13 protein-coding genes and 1 tRNA gene are annotated in these 19,985 nt (G+C 58.6%); 10 read left to right on the forward strand and 4 right to left on the reverse strand.

Translation table 11 applies throughout. The features are described from left to right. Positions 1-187: 187 nt before the first annotated feature. The 9 genes from acpS (at position 188) to I2E45_RS07760 (ending at position 13,816) form a co-directional block, all read left to right on the forward strand. Positions 188-727, forward strand: coding sequence for a holo-ACP synthase (gene acpS, locus I2E45_RS07720; RefSeq protein WP_006235843.1), 540 nt, complete (start codon positions 188-190; stop codon positions 725-727). Further along, a complete protein-coding gene (locus I2E45_RS07725; protein ID WP_082222952.1) occupies positions 728-2,344 on the forward strand; it encodes an NAD(P)H-hydrate dehydratase in 1,617 nt (538 codons plus the stop codon). 2 nt (positions 2,345-2,346) lie between these two features. After that, positions 2,347-3,492: an alanine racemase gene (gene alr / locus I2E45_RS07730; protein WP_035137770.1), complete on the forward strand. Its 1,146-nt coding sequence runs from the start codon at positions 2,347-2,349 to the stop codon at positions 3,490-3,492. An 8-nt stretch (positions 3,493-3,500) separates the two neighbouring features. Beyond that, positions 3,501-4,121 carry a uracil-DNA glycosylase gene (locus I2E45_RS07735; protein WP_195445439.1) on the forward strand — a complete coding sequence of 207 codons (621 nt, stop codon included), beginning with the start codon at positions 3,501-3,503 and terminating at the stop codon, positions 4,119-4,121. A gap of 12 nt (positions 4,122-4,133) precedes the next feature. Further along, positions 4,134-4,640: a tRNA (adenosine(37)-N6)-threonylcarbamoyltransferase complex ATPase subunit type 1 TsaE gene (tsaE, locus tag I2E45_RS07740; protein WP_138113463.1), complete on the forward strand. Its 507-nt coding sequence runs from the start codon at positions 4,134-4,136 to the stop codon at positions 4,638-4,640. Beyond that, positions 4,627-7,011: a tRNA (adenosine(37)-N6)-threonylcarbamoyltransferase complex transferase subunit TsaD gene (gene tsaD, locus I2E45_RS07745; protein ID WP_195445440.1), complete on the forward strand. Its 2,385-nt coding sequence runs from the start codon at positions 4,627-4,629 to the stop codon at positions 7,009-7,011. Before tsaE ends, tsaD begins: the two co-directional genes overlap by 14 nt. A gap of 810 nt (positions 7,012-7,821) precedes the next feature. Next, a complete protein-coding gene (locus tag I2E45_RS07750; protein WP_195445443.1) occupies positions 7,822-9,711 on the forward strand; it encodes a carbon starvation CstA family protein in 1,890 nt (629 codons plus the stop codon). Positions 9,712-9,894: 183 nt separating this feature from the next. Continuing rightward, positions 9,895-12,075: a hypothetical protein gene (locus tag I2E45_RS07755; RefSeq protein ID WP_195445445.1), complete on the forward strand. Its 2,181-nt coding sequence runs from the start codon at positions 9,895-9,897 to the stop codon at positions 12,073-12,075. Positions 12,076-12,445: 370 nt separating this feature from the next. After that, positions 12,446-13,816 carry an ATP-binding protein gene (locus I2E45_RS07760; RefSeq protein ID WP_195445447.1) on the forward strand — a complete coding sequence of 457 codons (1,371 nt, stop codon included), beginning with the start codon at positions 12,446-12,448 and terminating at the stop codon, positions 13,814-13,816. 302 nt (positions 13,817-14,118) lie between these two features. On the opposite strand, the gene I2E45_RS07765 is transcribed toward I2E45_RS07760, so the two are convergent. The 4 genes from I2E45_RS07765 to I2E45_RS07780 all read right to left on the reverse strand — a co-directional run bounded on the left by I2E45_RS07765 (position 14,119) and on the right by I2E45_RS07780 (position 18,870). Then, positions 14,119-14,193, reverse strand: a tRNA-Gln gene (locus I2E45_RS07765). Between the two features lie 38 nt (positions 14,194-14,231). Next, positions 14,232-15,137 (reverse strand): peptidoglycan-binding domain-containing protein, encoded by a 906-nt coding sequence (locus I2E45_RS07770; protein ID WP_195445449.1) that lies wholly within the window; start codon positions 15,135-15,137, stop codon positions 14,232-14,234. A gap of 137 nt (positions 15,138-15,274) precedes the next feature. Then, complete coding sequence (locus I2E45_RS07775) at positions 15,275-16,288, reverse strand: polyprenyl synthetase family protein (protein WP_271742281.1); 1,014 nt, start codon at positions 16,286-16,288, stop codon at positions 15,275-15,277. A gap of 128 nt (positions 16,289-16,416) precedes the next feature. Beyond that, positions 16,417-18,870: a PTS transporter subunit EIIC gene (locus I2E45_RS07780; RefSeq protein ID WP_195445452.1), complete on the reverse strand. Its 2,454-nt coding sequence runs from the start codon at positions 18,868-18,870 to the stop codon at positions 16,417-16,419. Between the two features lie 227 nt (positions 18,871-19,097). Between I2E45_RS07780 and I2E45_RS07785 the strand changes: the two genes are divergently transcribed. Then, a complete protein-coding gene (locus I2E45_RS07785; RefSeq protein WP_195445454.1) occupies positions 19,098-19,817 on the forward strand; it encodes a GntR family transcriptional regulator in 720 nt (239 codons plus the stop codon). Positions 19,818-19,985 lie beyond the last annotated feature (168 nt).

Genomic DNA, 19,985 nt, shown 5'->3' on the forward strand with positions numbered 1-19,985 from the left:
GCGCCGCTGACCGGTGGACGGCACCGAGCCGTACGCTTGAACTGAGAAGGGGGAGGCCTCGCGGCCTCCCCCTTTTTTGCGTTTACGGGCTTTTGTCTCACATAGTAGCTGTGTTTTATAACCCTCGTTTGTCGCATCTTCTGTGAACGGGCTACAATAACTTAGTCTGTGCGATCTGGAGGTGAACATGGCTGAAGCTGGTATCGGCGTTGATATCGTCGAGATTTCCCGCATGAAATCAATTCTTGAAAAGACGCCGTCGTTTGCTCGGCGTGTGTTTACCGAAGAAGAGCGTGCGTATTGCGATGCATCATCGCGTCCTGCTGCTCACTATGCGAGCCGCTTTGCTTCGCGCGAGGCGGTACTTAAAGCTCTCGGCACGGGTTTTAGTCAAGGCGTGGGTCGCAAGGATGTTTCGGTTACGCGTGATAAACTCGGCAAACCGAAGGCGCTGCTTTCGGGCCGTGCTCTCGAGATCGCTCAAGAACTGGGTGTTGTTGAGGTCGCTCTTTCCATTACGCTTACAGGAGACTTGGCCGTTGCGAATGCCATCGCGATTACCGAAGATGCTCGGCCTAAGCCAAAAGAGGAAAAGGTGAGCACCAAGAAACGCGTAGCGCAGACATTTAAAGAGGCTCGCTCTGTTTTAGATGAGCTTGAGCAGCTGCAGAATTCAGCATTGACGGAGCACCTGGGCGATGCTTCGCAAGATACGCTAGGAGCATAGATGAAACCGGTTTTGAGTACCGAAGAAGTCGTTCGTCTCGAGGATATCATCGAACGCGAAGGGACTTCGAAGGCCGAGCTTATGGAGCTAGCGGGTGAGTTTGCCGCCAACGAGGTCTTGAAGCTCAATCCCGATCGGGTTCTCGTTCTGGTCGGTTTTGGTAATAATGGCGGCGACGGTTGGGTTGCCGCCGATATCCTGAGCCATAAGGGTGTGGACGTGGATATCGTTTCTCCGGTTGAGCCGGATGAGATTCCTGCTGCTCTGGCACGTCATGTTGCTCGTCGTACTGCCGGCCGCGATGTGCACGTTTGCGTCGGCCCCTCGCGTGACGAACTCGAGGTTTTGATCGATAAGGCCGATGTTGTTGTCGATGCCATTTTTGGTACCGGTTTCCACGGAAATCTGCGTGCGCCGTTCTCCATCTGGATTCCTACGGTCAATGAATGCGCCGATTGTGTCGTATCCATTGATGTTCCCTCGGGCCTGAATGCCGAGACGGGCGTTGTTGATGACGACTGCATTCGTGCCGAGCATACGGTGACGATGATTGCGCCCAAGATTGGTCTGTATAGCGCTGATGGTCCTGAGTATGCTGGCGATTTGATCTGCGGCAATCTTTACGACCGTCTTGACGAGGTCATCGATGATGTCGACCACGCCGCCGAGATTGTCGAGCCCGGTGACTTAGTTGATTACTTTGCCCCACTACCTACGAATATCGATAAGTATTCCCGTGGCTCTGTGCTTATTGTCGCCGGATCTGCGCAATATCCTGGTGCTGCCATTATGGCGGCCAAGTCTGCAGCTCGCGCGGGTGCTGGTTACGTGGCAGTCGCGGCTCCTGACGCCTGCGCCAATCTTATTCGCATGGCACTTCCTTCGATTCCCGTCTTTGCTATTCCGTCTGATTCCCGCGGCTCCTTTGGCGCCGCTGCGCGCATGACGGTGTGCGAGATTGCAAAGAAGTACAGCTGTGTACTGTGCGGTCCCGGTATGACGACATCTGCCGGCGCTATGCAGGTGGTTTCGGGCTTGCTCGAGCTTGATGTGCCGCTTATCTTGGACGCCGATGCACTCAACTGCCTTGCTAAGATTGCCATTGACGGTATTGATAGTAATCCCGAGATGTATCGTCGCGAGCAGCCGTTGGTTATGACGCCGCACTATCGTGAACTTTCGCGTCTGGTTGCCGGTGACGAGGTGAACGACCTTGGTACTGCGATTGCAGCCGCGCAGAAGGTTGTCTGGGCTGCAGGCTCTGACAATCTGGTGGTCATTGCCAAGGGGCCGACGACGGCTATCTGTGGCGTTGAGCGTGTGCTGCTGCCGCTCTCGGGTCCGGCTTCTCTGGCAACTGCCGGTTCGGGTGATGTTCTCGCGGGTATTTTGGCCGGCACGCTTGCCACCATGCGCGACGAGATGGATCGTTGGGAGTTGCTGTATTCGTACGCCGTCGCACTTCACAGCTACGCCGGTTTTGCCGCGGCGACGGAGTATGGTGAGAAGAGCGTCATCGCGACCGATCTTATCGACTTGATCGGTCCGGCCATGGAACTGGCGGCAAAGGATGCGCTCGAAGATCTGGGAATCATGGACGAAGGGTCGGATGACTAATCATGAATAAAGCCGATTTGACGCGCTGGTCCTGGGTCGAGATCGACCGCGGGGCGCTCCGTCGCAACACGAGGGCCTATAAGAACTTGCTGAATCCACGTCAGCGCCTGTGCTGCGTGGTCAAGGCCGATGCTTATGGTCATGGAGCTGTTGAGTGCGCCAAGATCATGTATTCGGCCGGTGCCGACATGTTTGCCGTGGCGACGGTTAACGAGGGCGTTGAGCTCCGACAGGGCGGGATTACGAAACCCATCCTCATCCTAAGCGAGCCGCCTATCGAGGCCATTCCGACGTTGCTCGAGTTTGATATCATGCCTTCGGTCTATACGTCTGATTTTGCTCTTGCGTATGGCGAATGTGCCGTCGCGGCGGGCAAAGTGGGCAAGTATCATCTCGCCATCGAGACGGGCATGAATCGTATCGGCGTTCACTACACGCAGGTGCTCGACTTTGTCCGCGGTATAAATTTCCATCGCGGTATTCAGTGCGACGGCGTATTTACGCACTTCGCCACGGCCGATGAACCTTCGGGCTGGGACTACAAGCTGCAGTGTCAGCGCTTTACCGAGGCCGTTCAGGCCATTAAGGATGCGGGTTTTGAGTGCGGTATCGTGCACTGCGCCAACACGCCGTCCTCGATGCTCGACCCCTCGATGCATTTTGATATGATTCGCGCCGGCGTTGGCTTGTATGGCATGCAGCCGTGCGAGCTGAGTGGCCGCGTGATGCAGCTTGATCCCGTTATGAGCGTCCATGCGCGCGTGACGCGCGTGGCACACCCTGCGATGGGTGAGGGCGTGGGCTACGGTTTTACCTACCGCGTACCGCGTACGCGCGTTCAGATCTGCACGCTGCCGATCGGTTATGCCGATGGCCTATCGCGTACGCTTTCCAATCGTATGGATGTGCTGTATCGCGGCGAGCGTGTGCATCAGGTTGGCAATATCTGCATGGACCAGTTTATGGTCGCCATTCAGTCCAACCCGGCACACGAGATTCCCGAGGCCGAGTATGGTGACGAGATGATCATTGTCGGCCGCGATGGCGATGCCGAGATCACTATGGACGAGATGGCCCGACTGCGCGGAACGATTAACTACGAGGTCGCCTGCGGCTTTGGCATGCGTCTCGACAAGGTCTACGTGTAGGAGCCGCTATGGGCGTCATGCACATCCCCGGCCATACCCATCAGGCACCACGTGAGGTCGCACTCGAGGAAATTGAGGCCGTTCTGGGCGATTGTCACCTCTGCCAGCTCTACCAGTCGCGTCACAATATCGTGTTTGGCGTGGGAAACCCCCGCGCTCGCGTGATGTTTATTGGTGAGGCGCCGGGCCGCAATGAGGATTTGCAGGGCGAGCCCTTTGTGGGGGCGGCAGGCGAGGACCTCAACGGCATTTTGTCGCTGGCGGGCCTCAAACGCGAAGACGTCTACATTGCCAACGTGCTTAAGTGCCGCCCGCCGGGAAACCGCAATCCGCGTCCCGAGGAAGTGTTGGCTTGCTCGCCGTTTTTGCGTGAGCAGATTCGAAGCATCTGGCCCGATATTATCGTGACGCTCGGCAACCCCGCGACGCACTTTGTGCTTAAGACCGAGATTGGCATTACTAAGCTGCGCGGCAGGTTCCACCAGATGGGGCATTTTGTAGTAATGCCCACGTTCCATCCGGCAGCAGCGCTGCGCAATCCGGCGTGGCAGGAGCTGCTGGAGGAAGACTTTAAGATGCTGGGCGACTATCTGGAGCGACATCCCGCACCAGAGGACGTCTCGGAATAATAAGGAGCATATATGTCCCTGGAGCGCCTGGGGGTAGGTACTTACAAAACGACTTGCGCTGCCGATACGGAGTACTTTGGCGAGCTAATTGCACCGTGCCTTGAGGACGGCGATGTGCTCATCCTGACCGGTGGCCTGGGAGTGGGCAAAACTCACTTTACCAAGGGCGTCTCGCGCGGGCTGGGCGATGGGCATATGGTTACGAGCCCTACGTTTGCGCTCATGGCCGTTCACGATCAAGGTCGTATTCCGCTGTTTCACTTTGATCTATACCGCCTGGAGCATGCCTACGAGCTCGAGGATACGGGCATTTTCGATGTGCTGGGCTATGAGGGTGCTTGCCTGCTGGAATGGGGCGAACAATTCCAGGACGAGCTGACGGATGAGTATCTTTCGGTGACGCTCAAGCGTGATGAGGGCGACAGCGATGTGCGAACGATAACGCTTGAGGCGCACGGTGACCGCGCAATGGAGCTTTCCCATTTGATTGATAGGGCTGTACAAGATGAGCTTGCATAACGACAACGCGCTGGTGGTGGCGCTCGATACCTCGACCGACATGCTTGCCTGCGCGGCAAGCTGGATTGATGGGCAGACGGGCGAGACGAAGCTCGTGAGTGGCGACCACATGTGTCGCCGTCACGCCAACGTTGAGCTCGTGAATACCGTTGATGGCGTGCTGGCTCAAGCCGGTCTGGATTGCAGCGATGTTGGTTGCTATGTGGTCGGCCGCGGCCCGGGGTCCTTTACGGGTGTGCGCATCGGCATCTCCACTGCCAAGGGCCTCGCGCGTGGTGCCAATGTTCCGCTGCTGGGCGTGTCGACGCTCGACGCCTGCGCTTGGACGGCGTGGAAGGCTGGCGTGCGCGGCAAGCTTGGTATCTTGGCCGATGCTATGCGCGGTGAGGTATATCCGGCGCTGTATATGCTGGTCGATGAGGGTCCCGAGCGTCTGTTTCAGCGCGAGCGCGTGGTCAAGGCCGCCGTGGCGCTTGATGAGTGGCGTCAGACCGCGGGCTGGGATCAGGTTCAGCTAACTGGTGACGGTCTCGTGCGTTATGGCAAGCTGCTGGGTGAGGACGAGACGGCACGCTGCGTGGAGCGAGGCCTGTGGTGGCCCTCGGGCGAGGGCCTGCTGATGGCGCACGCCGCAGGCGATGGCGATCCCGCTCGCGTCTTGCCGATCTACACGCGCCTTTCGGACGCCGAGGAAAACGAGCGCAAGCGCCTGGGCCTTGCCGAGAGCGCGCAGAGTGAGGTGACAGGTGTTGCCGACGAGCTCGCTGGGCGTCATCTGCAATTCCGCCCCATGGGCGCGGCGGATGCCGAGGGCGCGAGCGCACTGGAGACCGCCTGCTTTGAAGGCGCCGGACACGAGGCGTGGACGCCGGGCATGTTCTTGTCCGAGCTGGGCGAGGACGTTGCCGCTCCGCGTAGCTGGTGGGTGGCGCACGACGACGGTCAGTTGCTGGGTCTTGCCGGCGGCATGGTCGTCGACGGGGACGTGCAGATTATGGACGTTGCCGTCGATCCGACTCATCGCCGTGAGGGTATCGCCCGCAAGCTTCTGTCGCACGTGAGCTATGACGCGCAGATGCTCGGCTGCACCACGGCTTCGCTTGAGGTTGAGGACGGCAACGAGGGCGCAATTGCACTCTATGCCGCCCTGGGCTTTACCGAGGCGGGTCGTCGCCGTGGCTACTACGGTGCCGGCAAGGATGCCATCGTCATGACGGCGCCGCTGCCCCTGGTGCTTCCGGTCGACAATGCTTCGCCGGAGCCGACGGCGGCAGAGCAGCGCGTATGGCCGCTGCCTGCGCCTGGGCGCTCCGAGGGGGAGCGTGCCGAAATTGAGCGCCGCCACCTAGTGCTCGCTATCGAGAGTTCCTGCGACGAGACGGCCGTGGCGATAATCGATGCAGATGGCAATATGCTGGCCAACCAGGTGTCGACACAGATTGATTTTCACGCCCGCTTTGGCGGCGTGGTACCCGAGATCGCCTCGCGCAAGCACGTTGAGGTGATTGTGAGTGTCGTGGATGCGGCGCTCGAGGATGCCGCAGCATCGCTGGGCCTTACGGGCGGAGCCATTGCACCAAGTGAGCTTGCCGCCGTGGGCGTGACGCAGGGTCCGGGCCTGGTGGGCGCGCTCGTGGTTGGCGTCGCCTTCGCCAAGGGCTTTGCCTACGCTGCTGGCAAGCCGCTCGTGTGCGTCAACCATCTGGAGGGGCACCTGTTTGCCAACCTGCTGGCGCAGCCCGACCTCAAGCCGCCGTTCATCTTCACGCTTGTCTCGGGCGGGCACACCATGCTCGTGCACGTGAAGGCGTGGGGCGACTACGAGGTGCTCGGTGAGACGCTCGACGACGCCGTGGGCGAGGCCTTCGACAAGGTGGCCAAGGCGCTGGGCCTGGGCTATCCCGGTGGCCCCATCATCTCTAAGCTGGCCGAGACGGGCAACCCCAAGGCGATCGATTTCCCCCGTGCGCTTAACAGCAGGGGGGACTACCGCTTCTCGCTTTCGGGCCTCAAGACGGCGGTGACGCTCTACATCGAGCAAGAGACCAAGGCCGGGCGCACGATTCACCTTCCCGATTTGGCGGCTTCGTTTGAGGCAGCTGTCTTTGACGTGCAGTACAAGAAGGCCAAAAACGCACTGCACGCTACCGGATGCAAGGAATACTGCATCGGTGGCGGCGTCTCGGCCAACCCGCATCTGCGCGAGATGATGATCAAGAAGCTTGGGCGTCAGGGGATTCGCGTAACGGTGCCGCCCTTGTCTGCCTGTACCGATAACGCAGCCATGATCGCGGAGGTCGCTCGCCGTAAATTCGACCGAGGCGAAATCTCGCCGTTCGATGTCGACGCCGATCCGAACATGACGCTGTAGCTGGTATGGCGCGGTCCCCGGACGGAGGGGCCGGATATAAGGTTTCCTGCTCTACAGTCCTGCGCAAGACGAAGGCCACATTAAGTGGCCTTCTTTGCGTGCGGAACTCGCGATAAACCTTATATCCGGCCCCTCCGTCCGGGGACCTTTCTGTATCGATATAGCTTCTGGGCTGTTTTGGCGTCGACAACGTCCAGCAAGGTTAACAAGCCAGTGTCGAATTTCCGGCGTGCTTTAGCTGAAAGAAAAAGTTGGCATGCGGAGCTTTGCTCCGCACATTTGGGATGGGAGCCCCTGAGAGCCGCGGGAGCCGGGCGGCGCATATGAACTTTATCGCGAGTTCCGCACGCAAAGGAAAGCACTTAATGTGCTTTCCGTCTTGCGCAGGACTGTAGAGCAGGAAAGTTCATATGCGCCGCCCGGCTCCCGCGGCTCTCAGGGGCATCTCTCATGCAAAAACTGTCGTGGGGTAAAGTCCGAGGTCAGTGGCGTTTTATACCGAGAAATCCAAAAAAGTTGAAAATTCATTACATATTTGCGTTGACTTTAGGTAACTAAAGTTTCATACTCCTTTTCAACCACTGGGGGATGTGAACACGCACGGATCGTTCACATCATGATCGAAGAGGATTTCTTAGACATGTTCACGCATCAGCTAAACATTATCAGCGTAGTAATTATCTGATGCGGGTTAGCACATACAGCTAGCCCGTACGATAACGGGCGGCTGATGAAAATGAGGGCCGTCGAGCGCAACCGACGGCCCTCATTTTTTATGTCTGGGAAGTTCTTTTTAGAGGAGGAAATGTAATGAACGGAGTTTTGCTCATGGTTGTGGCCGCGGCGGTGCTCGCTTGCGGCTATCTGGGCTATGGCCGATGGCTGGCCAACAAGTGGGGCGTTGACAAAGAGGCCCTCACGCCGGCCAAGCGCATGAAGGACGGCAACAGCTTCTCGCCCGTCTCCGCCTTTACCGCGTTCTCGCACCAGTTCAGCTCGATCTGCGGTGCCGGCCCTGTCACGGGTACGATCGTCGCCATGGCCTTCGGCTGGCTTCCCGTCGTGCTCTGGGTCCTCGTCGGCGGCATCTTCTTTGGCGCCGTCCACGACTTTGGCGCCCTGTACGCCTCGATGAAGAACAACGGCAAGTCCCTGGCCCAGCTCATCGAGAAGTACATCGGCAAGACCGGCCGTCGCCTGTTCCTGCTGTTCTGCTGGCTGTTCTGCATCATCGTCATCGCCGCTTTCACCGACATGGTCTGCAAGACGTTCATGTTCACCCCGGCCGTTGACGCTTCTGGTGCTGCTACCGGTGCCATCGACTTCACCAAGTCCTATGCCGCCGGCTGCGCTGGTACCATCTCCATCCTGTTCACCTTCGTCGCTATCGCCTTTGGTTGGGCCCAGAAGAAGTTCAACCTCACCGGCGCTGCCGAGTTCGTCACCGGCGTGGTCCTCATGGTTCTCATGTTCGCCGTCGGTATGCAGTTCCCGGTCTACCTGGACAAGTTCCAGTGGTTCGCCGTCGTCATGGTCTACCTGGTCTTCGCTGGCGCTATGCCCATTCAGATGCTCAAGACCCCGCGTGACTACCTCACTTCCATCATGATGATCGTCATGATCGTCTGCGCTGTCCTCGGCATCGTCGTCCTGGGCGTCAACGGTCAGGCCACTATCACCGCTCCGGTCTTCACCGGCTTCTCCACTGCTTCCGGCATGATGTTCCCGGTCCTGTTCGTCTCCGTCGCTTGCGGTGCTCTCTCCGGTTTCCACAGCCTCGTTTCTTCCGGCACCTCCTCCAAGCAGGTCGAGAAGGAGCAGGACGCCGTCAAGGTCGGTTACGGCGCCATGATCGTCGAGTCCTTCGTCGGCATCCTTGCCATCATCGTCGCCGGCATCATGTTCTCCGACATGAACACCGCCGGTACCGGCGCCCTTAACGCCGGCGTCGCTTCCACCCCGTTCCAGATCTTCGCCGCCGGCATCTCCCGCGGTATGCAGGCTTTCGGCGTTGACGGCACGCTCGCAACCGTCTTCATGACTATGAACGTTTCTGCTCTGGCCCTGACCTCGCTCGATGCCGTCGCCCGCATCGCTCGCACCTCGTTCTCCGAGTTCTTTGCCCAGACCAACGACGCCCTGGCCATCGAGTCCAAGGCCGGCTACATGAAGGTCCTCGGTAACCCCTGGTTCGCCACGGTCGTTACCCTGCTTCCTGGCCTCGCCCTCGCCTTTGGCGGCTATGCCAACATCTGGCCGCTCTTTGGTGCTTCTAACCAGCTGCTCGGCGGTATGACCATGATCACCCTCGCCGTGTTCTGCAAGTGCACCGGCCGCAAGGGTTGGATGCTCTACGTGCCCGTTGTCTTCCTGCTCTGCTGCACCTTCACCTCGCTGGTCCAGAGCGCCATGGGCTGCATGACCGCCGTCCAGGCCTACGGCTTCTTCGGCACCATCCCGGCTACCGCCACCACGGCTGCTGTCTCCGTCGCCGCCACCAAGGGCCTGCAGCTCGTCTTCGCCGTCCTGCTGATGGTCCTGGGCCTTATCGTTGCCGTCAACTGCCTCAAGGAGTTCTTCGGCAAGGAGGCCGGTTCCATGCCCGACGAGGAGCCCGAGTGGTCCGAGATGGGCAAGGCCGAGTATGGCCGCACTGTTGCCGCCGAGGCTCCCACCGACGCCGAGGCTGCCAAGGCCTAGTCAGTTTGATGGGCTAGCCGTTCCATCCATATGACTCGGAAAGACCGGGTCCGCAACGACGCGGACTCGGTCTTTTTTCTTGCGAGAACGGATGATGCTAGGGCGTCCTCGCAGATGTTTTGCGTGGATAGGCTCGCGCGTTGTACCATATAGACGTATATGTGTACATATGAAAGGGGCCCCGTGGCCAAGACGGTATATTCCGATAACCAAAATAATGTCGATGTCCTGGCTGAGCGTCTGAGCAGCCAGACGTCGCTTTCTGCCGAGCGCGCCAAGTTGGTTGCCTACGACCTGCTCTGCCGCAAGGCACTCAAGATCAAGTCGAGCGCGCTGGCGCAGATTTTCCGCTCCGTCGATAAGGAATGCGACACCAAGGCGATGCGCGACGAACTCATCGCGGCAAAGATTGTTACCAAGATCGAGGGCAGCGGCATTAACGGCCGCCCTGCCTTTTACACCATTAATGCCGAGATTAACGATGCCCAGGAGCAGCTCGTCGAGGTTGCCGAAGAGGCCGTCGAGGACGTTGTCGAGGCGCCCGCTTCGGTGGAAACAGCTCCGCGTGAGCATGTCGATACCGACGAGCTGCTTGACGAGAGCGTCGTTCGCGCCTTTACGGCCAAGGCCGGCCGCGGCGGTTTTGGCGGGGGCGGCAAGCGCGATGCTCAGCGCCGCGCTCAGCAGGAGCGCTTCCGTCGCGCCGTTGCTCAAAAGGATGGGCTCGATACCGAGGCTGTTGAGACCGAGGCTGCTGCCGAGTCGCAGAAGCCCGCGAAGGAGCAAAAGCCCGTGGAGGCCCAAGAGCCCAAGCGTCGTCGCGGTGCTCACTTTAAGGCCGCGCAGCAGGATGTCGCGCATGAGGCTGAAGAGCCTTCCGAGGCTGCAGACGATGTTGAGGAGTCTGCCAAGAGGGCTCCGGGTTCGTGTCGTCCCGGTCGCGGTTTTGCGGGACGCGCGTATCCCGTAAAGCGACAGGAGAAGGGCGAGCCGGCTTCGACCGCTCAGGCCGATAAGGCCGAACAAACCGAGAAAGCCGTTGAGCCGGCGGCTCGCGAGCAGCAGCCTTCCGAGTCGCAGCCTGCGGCTGACACCGAGGTCAAAGCTCAACAGTCCGCTGATAAGCAGACGGGGGAGAGCGCTTCGAGCAAGCCTCGCCGCCGTCGCCACCGTGGCTCAAATGCCGAGACTGTGGCTGAGAAGGCAGTGACGCAAAACAAGGATGCGAAGGCTGAGGCCCCGGTGGAGCAGCCCAAGCGCCAGCCGGCGAAGGGGGACAAGCCCGAACGTTCGCAAAAGAGCTCGTCCGCGCCAAAGCAAGAGCGCAAAGCTCAGGCAGATTCCAAGCGCAAATCCCAGACGCAGCCCAAACCGACTACAAACGATGCGGCCGCCCAACAGCCTGATCCGCCCGCTCATGGCGAGGTTTCGGCGTTTGCTCTGGCACGTGTCCTGGGCAGGCAGCTGCTCAAGGTCGTTCCTACGCCAATGGCGCTCTCCAAGATCAAGGAGCAACAGACTCAAATCGTTAAAGTCGAGGGCAAGGACGGTAAAAAGGCTCCGCAGCGCACTCAGCACAACGAGATGTCTAACCGCAAGATTGCCGAGGAGATTGCGATCATCCAGGCTTGGATTGAGCAGAATCGCGGTGTCGACACGCCGGTCGCTTCGCGTCGCCAGCGCGCCTACCAGATTTTTAACGATGAGAAGGCCTTTGACGGCAAGCACGGCGAGCGCCTGATTCGGCGTATGACCGAAAAGGGCATCAGCATGCAGGCGATTAAGGTCGCCCCCAACCGCCCCGTGCACTTTACGGGTTTCTTTACTCTGGGCGCCGACAAGCCGTTCATTATGGTCGAGAACCTGGACACCTATGACGAGATCGTCAAGCTCCTGCGCGGCCGCAAGCATGCCAAGCTTTTTGGCACCAAGGTCGGTGGCGTAATCTTTGGCGGCGGCTGCAAGGCAAGCGTCTCGCATGCGTTGGATGATTATCTGGCCGAGATCGGCTATCGCTTTAACTATGTCTACTACGTGGGCGACATCGATCGAGAGGGTGCGCGCATTGTCGAGCAGGCCCGTAATGCCAATGTCGTTGAGATTCGCCTGCATGCCGGTATGTATCGCGCCATGCTCGCCGAGCACAAGCGTCGCGTAAAGGCCGGCGGAGAGTGCGAGCCTGCGGCTGCCAACCAGGGCGTGCCGCAGAACCTAGCGGCGACGATCAAAGATTTGCCTATGGTCACGCGCGTGCAGTTCCGCAACGTGCTGCGCGAGGGCGGACGCATTCCGCAGGAGATTCTGATGACCGCTGACTATCGGGATGGCGACTCGGGAAGCTTCGACCGCATGCTCAACAATTAGGGACGCGGGACCCCGACGGGCGGGGACACCGAATTAGGTTTCCTGCTCTACAGTCCTGCTCACGACGGAGGCCACATTAAGTGGCCTCCTGTTCGTGCGGAACTCGCGATAAACCTAATTCGGTGTCCCCCCCGTCGGGGCCCCGCGGCACTTTGTAGATGGTGGCTCGCTTTTCGGAACTGGGCTGATATTTTCTAGATGTAAGGCGCTCTTGGTCCTAATGGGCCTGGGGCGCCTATCTTTTGGAGGTAGATTTTGGGACATGCCTGAAAATCTATCTCAAACTTCTCGTATAGGACGAGAAGTTGTAGCTGAAACTTCTCGTGTAGGACGAGAAGTTATATACTCAAGATGTTGAAAGGAGAGCATTATGGCACCTGCAGCGTTGGGTATTGCAGAAATTGTTGCCGAGGCCCGTTCCTTTGAGATTCCTCATGTCATTCATCGCGATGATGTCATCGGAAATCTTCCCGATCCAAAGCCTTTCAATCTTGTTCATATCATCACGGGTATCAGGCGCTGCGGCAAAACGTTCTATGCGTTTCAATGGATTCGTCGCCTTATCGATCGCGGTGTCGATGCCGAGCGTATCTTCTATTTCAATTTTGCTGATGACCGTCTTCGACCGGCGCCGGACACGCTCATGAGCGACATTTTGGAAGAGTATTGGCGGCAGGTTCCCTCAGCGCGAACGAAAGGCTGTTATCTTTTTCTGGATGAGGTGCAGGAGACCGATGGCTGGCAGGGCGTTTGTCAGCGTTTGGCGGAGCACGAGAGCGTAACGCTTGTTATCACCGGATCGTCCTCAAAACTATCTGCCGATGAAATAGCGACGCAGTTTCGCGGTCGCTCGCAAGAGCACGCTATGCATCCGCTTTCATTCCGCGAGTATTGTGCGTTTCATCACATTGAAACGCCGGATATGTCTACTAGCGCTGGGGCTCCAGCTGTTTCTCCGCAGCGGCGAACTGATCTGGAATCGGCATATGACCGTTATCTCATAGAGGGTGGCTTTCCTGGGGTTCAGGAGCTTGATGCCGGTTCGCGTATTCAGATGCTTCAAGCCTATTTGCGAGATGTTGTTGCACGAGACATTCTCGAGCGGAGCGGGCGCACGGATATCGCTCTTGCCAACCAAGTAGGGCTCTTCTGCCTTCGAAACACGGGTTGCGACCTTTCGGTCAACAGTTTGTTGGAAGCCTTAAAGTCTGTCGGATATCGAGCGTCATGGGAAAAAATAAACGAACTCGTTCGTTTGTTCCAGCAGGCTCATCTCATTGGATTACTTCCGGAGTATTCAACTTCTTTGGCTCCTAAGACAACGACAACAGATAAGGTCTATGCCGTCGACCAGGGGATGGCATATGCAACATCGCGTGCTAATCAGCAGGATATAGGAAAGCGTTTGGAGACTGCGATTTATGCTGAACTCATGCGCCGTACGGCAAACGGCCGGTTGGAAACGGTGACTTCATTTACGGCTCCAACGCAAGCACGAGAAAAAGTTGATTTCTTGGTCGGCGACGCTTTGGCATCGGAACCATACGCGCTCTACCAGGTGACAGTCGATATGACGGCAGAGAAAACGCGCAGGCGTGAAGTCGGTTCCCTTGAGGTTGCTATGGTAAAAACCGGTATCAAGGATGCCAATATCATCACGCTGCGCGAGGCGACCCAGATCAAAACGGAGCATGGCGTCATCGAGGTTATTCCCGCATGGAAATGGTCGCTTAGTCTGTAATGCTACGCCGGCCCGCCGGGGCCGCACGGCACCATGTTGATGACCGGCACTTTAGGAACGTCCCTAAGTGCCGGTTCGGCTGGAAAGTCGAGATGCGGGGAGCTCTCGGCTGATATGGGACGGAGGGATTCCGCGTCTGCCTTTTCGGCGGGCGCGCCCCGCTACGCTGCTTCGCTCCTTGCGTGCTGCGCTGGAAAACGCTTCGCGTTTCTTCAGCTTCGCACTCTTGCGGGTTCGAATCCCTCCGCTTGCTCACAAGAAAAGCCTCCCGATCGGCTATGCGTTCGAGAGGCTGGTTTCTTTGGCTGGGACGGAGGGATTCGAACCCCCAACAGCCGGCACCAAAAACCGGAGTTCTACCGTTGAACTACGTCCCAATGTGTGATGTTGCCCAAAAGCAACTCGTTTAGTTTACCTAATCTGCGAGGGCATCGCAAACGCCGTCGAGCAGGCGTACGGCGAGTGTCTGCGCATCACTTGCGGTGAAGGTTCCGTTGTAGCGCGTCATGCCCGTAAGCTCAATGCGGATGCGCGCGGGCTTTTGCTGTGCGGCGACATTGGCAGTGCGGATGCGCTGCGCCAGGTTGTGACACTCGGCAAGGGCGATCGTGGCGCGCGGCGCTGCATCTGCGGGCAGCTCATCGCTTGCGATCTCGAGCACCAGATCCACGTCGGTTGGAACCTCGGAATCGCACAACATCATGCCGCTGCTGTCGGTCGTCGCCGTGGCGATGTTCCACATGCGCGATGCAACGCTACGCGCGATGGGGTCCTCACCGATGACGGCAATCTGGAAGCGTTCGAGCACGTTGGCGGCGCGGGCAAAACCGATGCGCGACTCGGCCTCGGTAACCGAGGGCTTGCCCTCCCACACGTGATGCAGGCGGTTGATATAGGCGTAGGTATCCTGGAACGCCATGCCATCGGCAAACAGGCCGACATTTTCTTGGAACTGCTGCAGAGCGGCCTCGGTGTGCGGGCCAAAGTAGCCGTCGTCCTCACCGCAGGCAAAACCCAAAACGTTGAGCGCGCGCTGCAGGGCCTGAACGTCGGCGCCATGGAAATTGGGCATGCGCAGATAAAGTGTGCGGTCGCCCAGCTTATACGAGGCGTCTACCAGGGCGCTCCAGCAGGGGATATCGACGGCGCAGCCAGCGGCAAGGCCACTGTCGAGCCTAAAGGTGCCAACGGCCTGCTCGGTGGTGGCGCCAAAGCGCTTATCGGCGACCTCGGTGTCATCGATTGTATAGCCGAGCTGCAGAAGGCGGGACTGGACGTCCTCGACGGCTGCTCCCTGCATGCCCGTTGTAATAGGTTCCATGAACGAACCCCTTTCGGCGTACCATTCGTACTATTTGAGCGTGTGTCGGATAGACAACGCAAAGGGATGCATAAACATGCACTCAACAGTGTAGCAAGTTGTACCCAAATACGCTGCTGACAGGTTTTATAACCCCGCTAGTTAAGGCGCTCCACAAAGAAATCTGCCATGGAGAGGAACAGCTCGCGTGCGTGCGGATCAAGCTCAACGTTCTCGATGGCCGCTTTGGCCTTAGCGGTCAGGTCGAGCGCGTAAGTGTGGGCGTAATCGATGGAGCCGGTCTGCTGAAAGATCTCCACAGCACGTGCGAGTTGCGCGGGGTCCTCGGTGCCCGAGGAAAGGATTGCCTCGACCTCGTCGTGATAACGCTCGTCTGATAGGGCGTGCACGGCGACGAGGGTGCGCTTGCCCTCGGTGATATCGGTGCGGAAATCCTTGTTGGCGGCCTCTTTGGTGCCGATCAAGTTGAGCAGATCATCTTGGATCTGGAAGGCAAGGCCCGTGTGCAGGCCAAAGGCGCGCAGTGCCTCAATTTGCTCCTCGCTGCCGCCGCCGATAATGGCTCCGGCGGCAAGTGGCGTGGCTCCGCTGTAGTACGCGGTCTTGTGCGTCGCCATGTCCAGATAATCGTCGACCGAGATGTCAAAGCGCCCATCGCGGACCCAGCCCAAGTCGAGCGCCTGGCCCTCGATGGTGCGAACGATCATCTCGGTGAGCTCGTGGAGCACGCGGAGTTTCACGTCTGCCTCGAGTGTGGGGTCGTCGAGAACCGTCTTGGTGACCATGGTGAGCGCTAGGTCGCCGCAGTTGATGGCAAGCCCCGTGCCCTCGGTAAGGTGCATGCAGGGCTTGCCGCGGCGCAGTTGGCCGTTGTCGGCGATGTCATCATGGATAAGCGCTCCCGATTGAAAGTGCTCGATAGCCGCCGCTGCGCTGCGGGCGCTCTCAAAGCCGCCACCTACCGCGGTGGCGGCGAGCATGCAGATAAGCGGGCGGTGGCGTTTGCCGGCATTGGCCGTAAATGCCGAGAGCGGGGCATACAGGTAACGCTCGATATCGGCGGAAGTCGCCTGTCCGTCAAAGAACGTGGCCAGATAGTCGTTAATCTGGTCAAAGTGCTGGGCTAAAAAGCTGGTAAACGGACTGGACACGGGTTCTCGCATTCTTTCTTAGGTTGCACCGTTGCATTATGCAGACAACATATTGCCACATTGGGGCGTCGAGCGCGGCGGTTGAAGACGATTGAGTCTTGCGGCCGCAAACGCGGCAAGGGGCTCGGCTAGATAAGCCCAAAGTGTTCGAGCGCGGTGACGACGCCGTCGTGGTCGAAGCTGTCGGTTACGTAGTCGGCCTTTTCCTTGAGGAAGTCCGGCGCGTTGCCCATGGCGATGCCAACATCGACCGCCTCCATGAGGGCGATGTCGTTGCTCGCGTCGCCAATGCCATATACGGTGCCGTGGTCTGGCCCCAGGGCGTCAAGCACGGCCTTGATTCCGGCCCGTTTGGTGCACTCGCGAGGCGAGATTTCCGTGACCTCGAGTTCGAGCTCATTGAGGCAGAGCAGGGGTCCAAGCTCTTCGTCTTGGGCGATGCGGTTGGCAAGTGGCGTGGACATAAGAATTTTATAGGCGTTGTAGTGCTCAAGTTGCGTGACGGCGTCGCCCACGGTGCGTGCGTATCCGTACGTCTCGGGGGCATCTGTACTCATGCGCGCCACGCGATCGATGCCCTCAAAGCGAATGACCTCACCCGATTGCTCGAGATAGGGGGCGAGGCGCTGTAGCATGCCAGGGCTTATGGCAACGTTTCGCACGACGCGCCCCTCGAGTTCGGCGTAACCGCCCGCGAGGCACACGACGCCTGCCCACGGCAGTTCGAGCAGCTTGGGATGGATGCAGCTGAGGGTGCGCCCCGTACAGATAAAGGCTTTGTTGCCGTTGGCGACAAACGTGCGAATTGCCTGTGCAACCGTCTCGTTGGGATAGGGGGAAAGATCTCGCTCGCCCTCGGGGAGCTCTTGGGCAAGTTTGGGATCTTGCCAGGCGAGCGTACCGTCGATGTCGAAGAAGCAGACATTGCCACACTTTTTGGCGCCATCGCCGGCATGAAAAGGTGAGGCGGCGGATGCAAAACCCGGTTCGAGTCCCATAATCTGATCAAAGTGCTCTTTGACGCGGGGTACCGAGATACCGATGATTACCTGAGCGGTCTTGCCGGTGACGATGAGGCCTTTGGCACCCGCTGCGACAAAGGTCGCATTGTCCGCGACGATGGAGGGGTCCACGACTTCGACGCGCAGACGCGTGGCGCAGTTGGTTGCGCCCACAATGTTGGAGACGCCGCCCAGAAGCGTCACAACCTGCTCGGCGAGGAGATGATCTTGTGAGGCCTGGTTGCCGGAAGCGCCGGTTTTGGATGAGCGCTTTTCGTCAACGTCGTTTCCCGTCAAGCGCGAGAGCGCCGCGTTGCTGGCGATATGGTCCTCGCGTCCCGGGGTTTTAAGGTCAAAGGTCAGGATAAGACCTCGAAAGCTCAGAAAGAAGATGACGCAAAAGATGAGTCCGATTCCGAGCGCCAAAAGGTAGGAGCCGGCATGCGTCCGCATGAGCGGGATAAAGTTGAAGGCAGCCATTTCCATAAAGCCGCCCGAGAAGATGCCAACGACGCCAAAGAAGTTCATAGCCATGGCGAGGCAGGAAGATAGGGCGGCATAGAGCAAAAAGAGCCCGGGATAGGTGAACATAAAGAGAAACTCGAGCGGCTCGGTGACGCCGCAGACCGCCGAAGCGACGATGGCGGGCAGAAGGATGGCCTTGAGGCTGGCACGGCGTTCGGGCTTGGCCGTGGTGTAGAACGCTACAGCGATGGCGGGAAGGCCAAAGAGCTTGACCCAACCGGTGGCGGTGAAACCAGCCCAGGGTGCAAGCTCGTTGAGGGGGCGCGTGCTGTGCGACAGGATGGGAAGCAAGTTGGTCCACGTGGCGTAGATACCGTCGTTAATAACTAAATTGTCGTAGTAGATAGGCATGTAGAGCAGGTGGTGCAGCCCCATGGGCTCGAGTGCTCGCTCCAAAAACGCAAAGATACCCACGCCGAGGGGGCCGACGCCCGCAAGTGCGTGGCGCAGCGTTTCGGTCGCTGCGTATACGAAGGGCACGATGGCGGCCGAGATGGCGGCAAGGGCGAACACGGCAAAAAAGCTGATGAGGTAGACCAGCGAGGAACCCGAGAAGGTGCCGAGCCAATCGGGAACCTTGGCATCGTAGAAGCGGTCATGGATGGCGACGACGGTTGCCGATACCGCTAGCGGGCCGATAATGCCGGTGTCGAGCGTCTTGATGCCGTCGATGATGGTAATGCCGCTGGCGGGGGTCAAAGACGACGGGTACTTAAGTCCAAGGTTGTCTCCGCTTAGCTTGATGATCTCGCTCAAAAAGAAGCAATAGGCAAAATAAGCCACGAGCGCCTCGAGGCAACAACGTGCCGGTTGCTTTTGGGCAAGGCCGATGGGCAGCGCTACGGCAAAAAGGAGCGGAAGTCGTTTAAAGACCGTCCACGCGCCGCGCTGAATGATAGTCCAAAAGACGTACCAAGGGGTTCCGTATACGGCGAGGTCGCCGACGATATCCGCAGACGTTGCGAGGGCGGAGACGCCAACCATAAGGCCCGATATGGAAAACAACATGGCGGGCGCGAACATTGCCCCGCCAAAGCGTTGGATTTTTTGCAGCATGCTCTGCCTCCCGAATATCGAGGCGCGTTGCGCGTGGTGAAACGTTTAAACAATGGATTCATTGTAGAGGACCAGACGATTGTCGTACCGGCAGTTTTGAGCGAAACAGGTTTGGGCGCGACAGAAACCGTCAACGGTTAAATCCTGTCGCTTTGCCGATAATCGGTTTACACAACTTTAAGAAATGCTATCCTGCCTAGCCATACATATTCATTAGAGGTGAAGTCATGCCAAAAGCGATTTACGAAGGAATCTACCGCGAGATCCGTTCGCGCATCATTAACGGGACCTATGCGTTTCAGGAGATGCTGCCAACCGAAGCCGAGCTGACCGCGGAATTTGGCTGCACGCGCAATACCGTCCGCCGCGCTTTGAGCATGCTGGCCGATGGGATGTTTGTGCAGCCCATACACGGCAAGGGCGTGCGCGTTATTTGGCTTAAGGGCGAAACCGACATGTTGGGCGCACTCGAAGAGGTTGAGTCGTTTGGCGAGTTCGCAAAACGCAACAATGCCGTTGCATCGACGGACGTTAAGTCCTTTGAACATTTGATTTGCACCGAGCAGCTCTCTCGTCGCCTGGGCTTTAAGGTGGGCGAGGAGCTGATTCGCGTAGTGCGTGTCCGAAGCCTCAACGGCAACGCGCGCCAAGTGGACCATGGCTATTTTTTGGCGTCGATCGCCAAGGGCCTGACTCCCGAGATCGCGGCAGATTCTATTTACGGCTATCTGGAGCGCAAGCGCGGTGTCAAAGTGATGGCGAGCCGTCGTACGGTGAGTGTCGAGCTCGCCAACGATGAGGACTGCAGCTATCTTGACCTCGGCAAATACAACTGCGTTGCCGTCATGGAGAGTCAGTCGTACACCTCGGATGGCATCTTGTTTGAGGTGACGCACACTCGCACACACCCCGAGATCTTCCATTACCGCGTCAATTCCAAGCGATAGCCGGCTAGCTCGCAGCCTGACGAGACTCATGCCCTCAAAGCGAAAACGCCCGGTCAAACCGACGGTACATCGGCTTGACCGGGCGTTTTCTCTGCATTCGATAACAAATAATTGTTTATACAAAACTTGTCAAGTATCAAGTTGAAATTACCGTTCACCGAAGTTTTT

The organism is Collinsella aerofaciens (assembly GCF_015555045.1).
GTDB classification, from domain to species: Bacteria; Actinomycetota; Coriobacteriia; order Coriobacteriales; family Coriobacteriaceae; genus Collinsella; species Collinsella aerofaciens_W.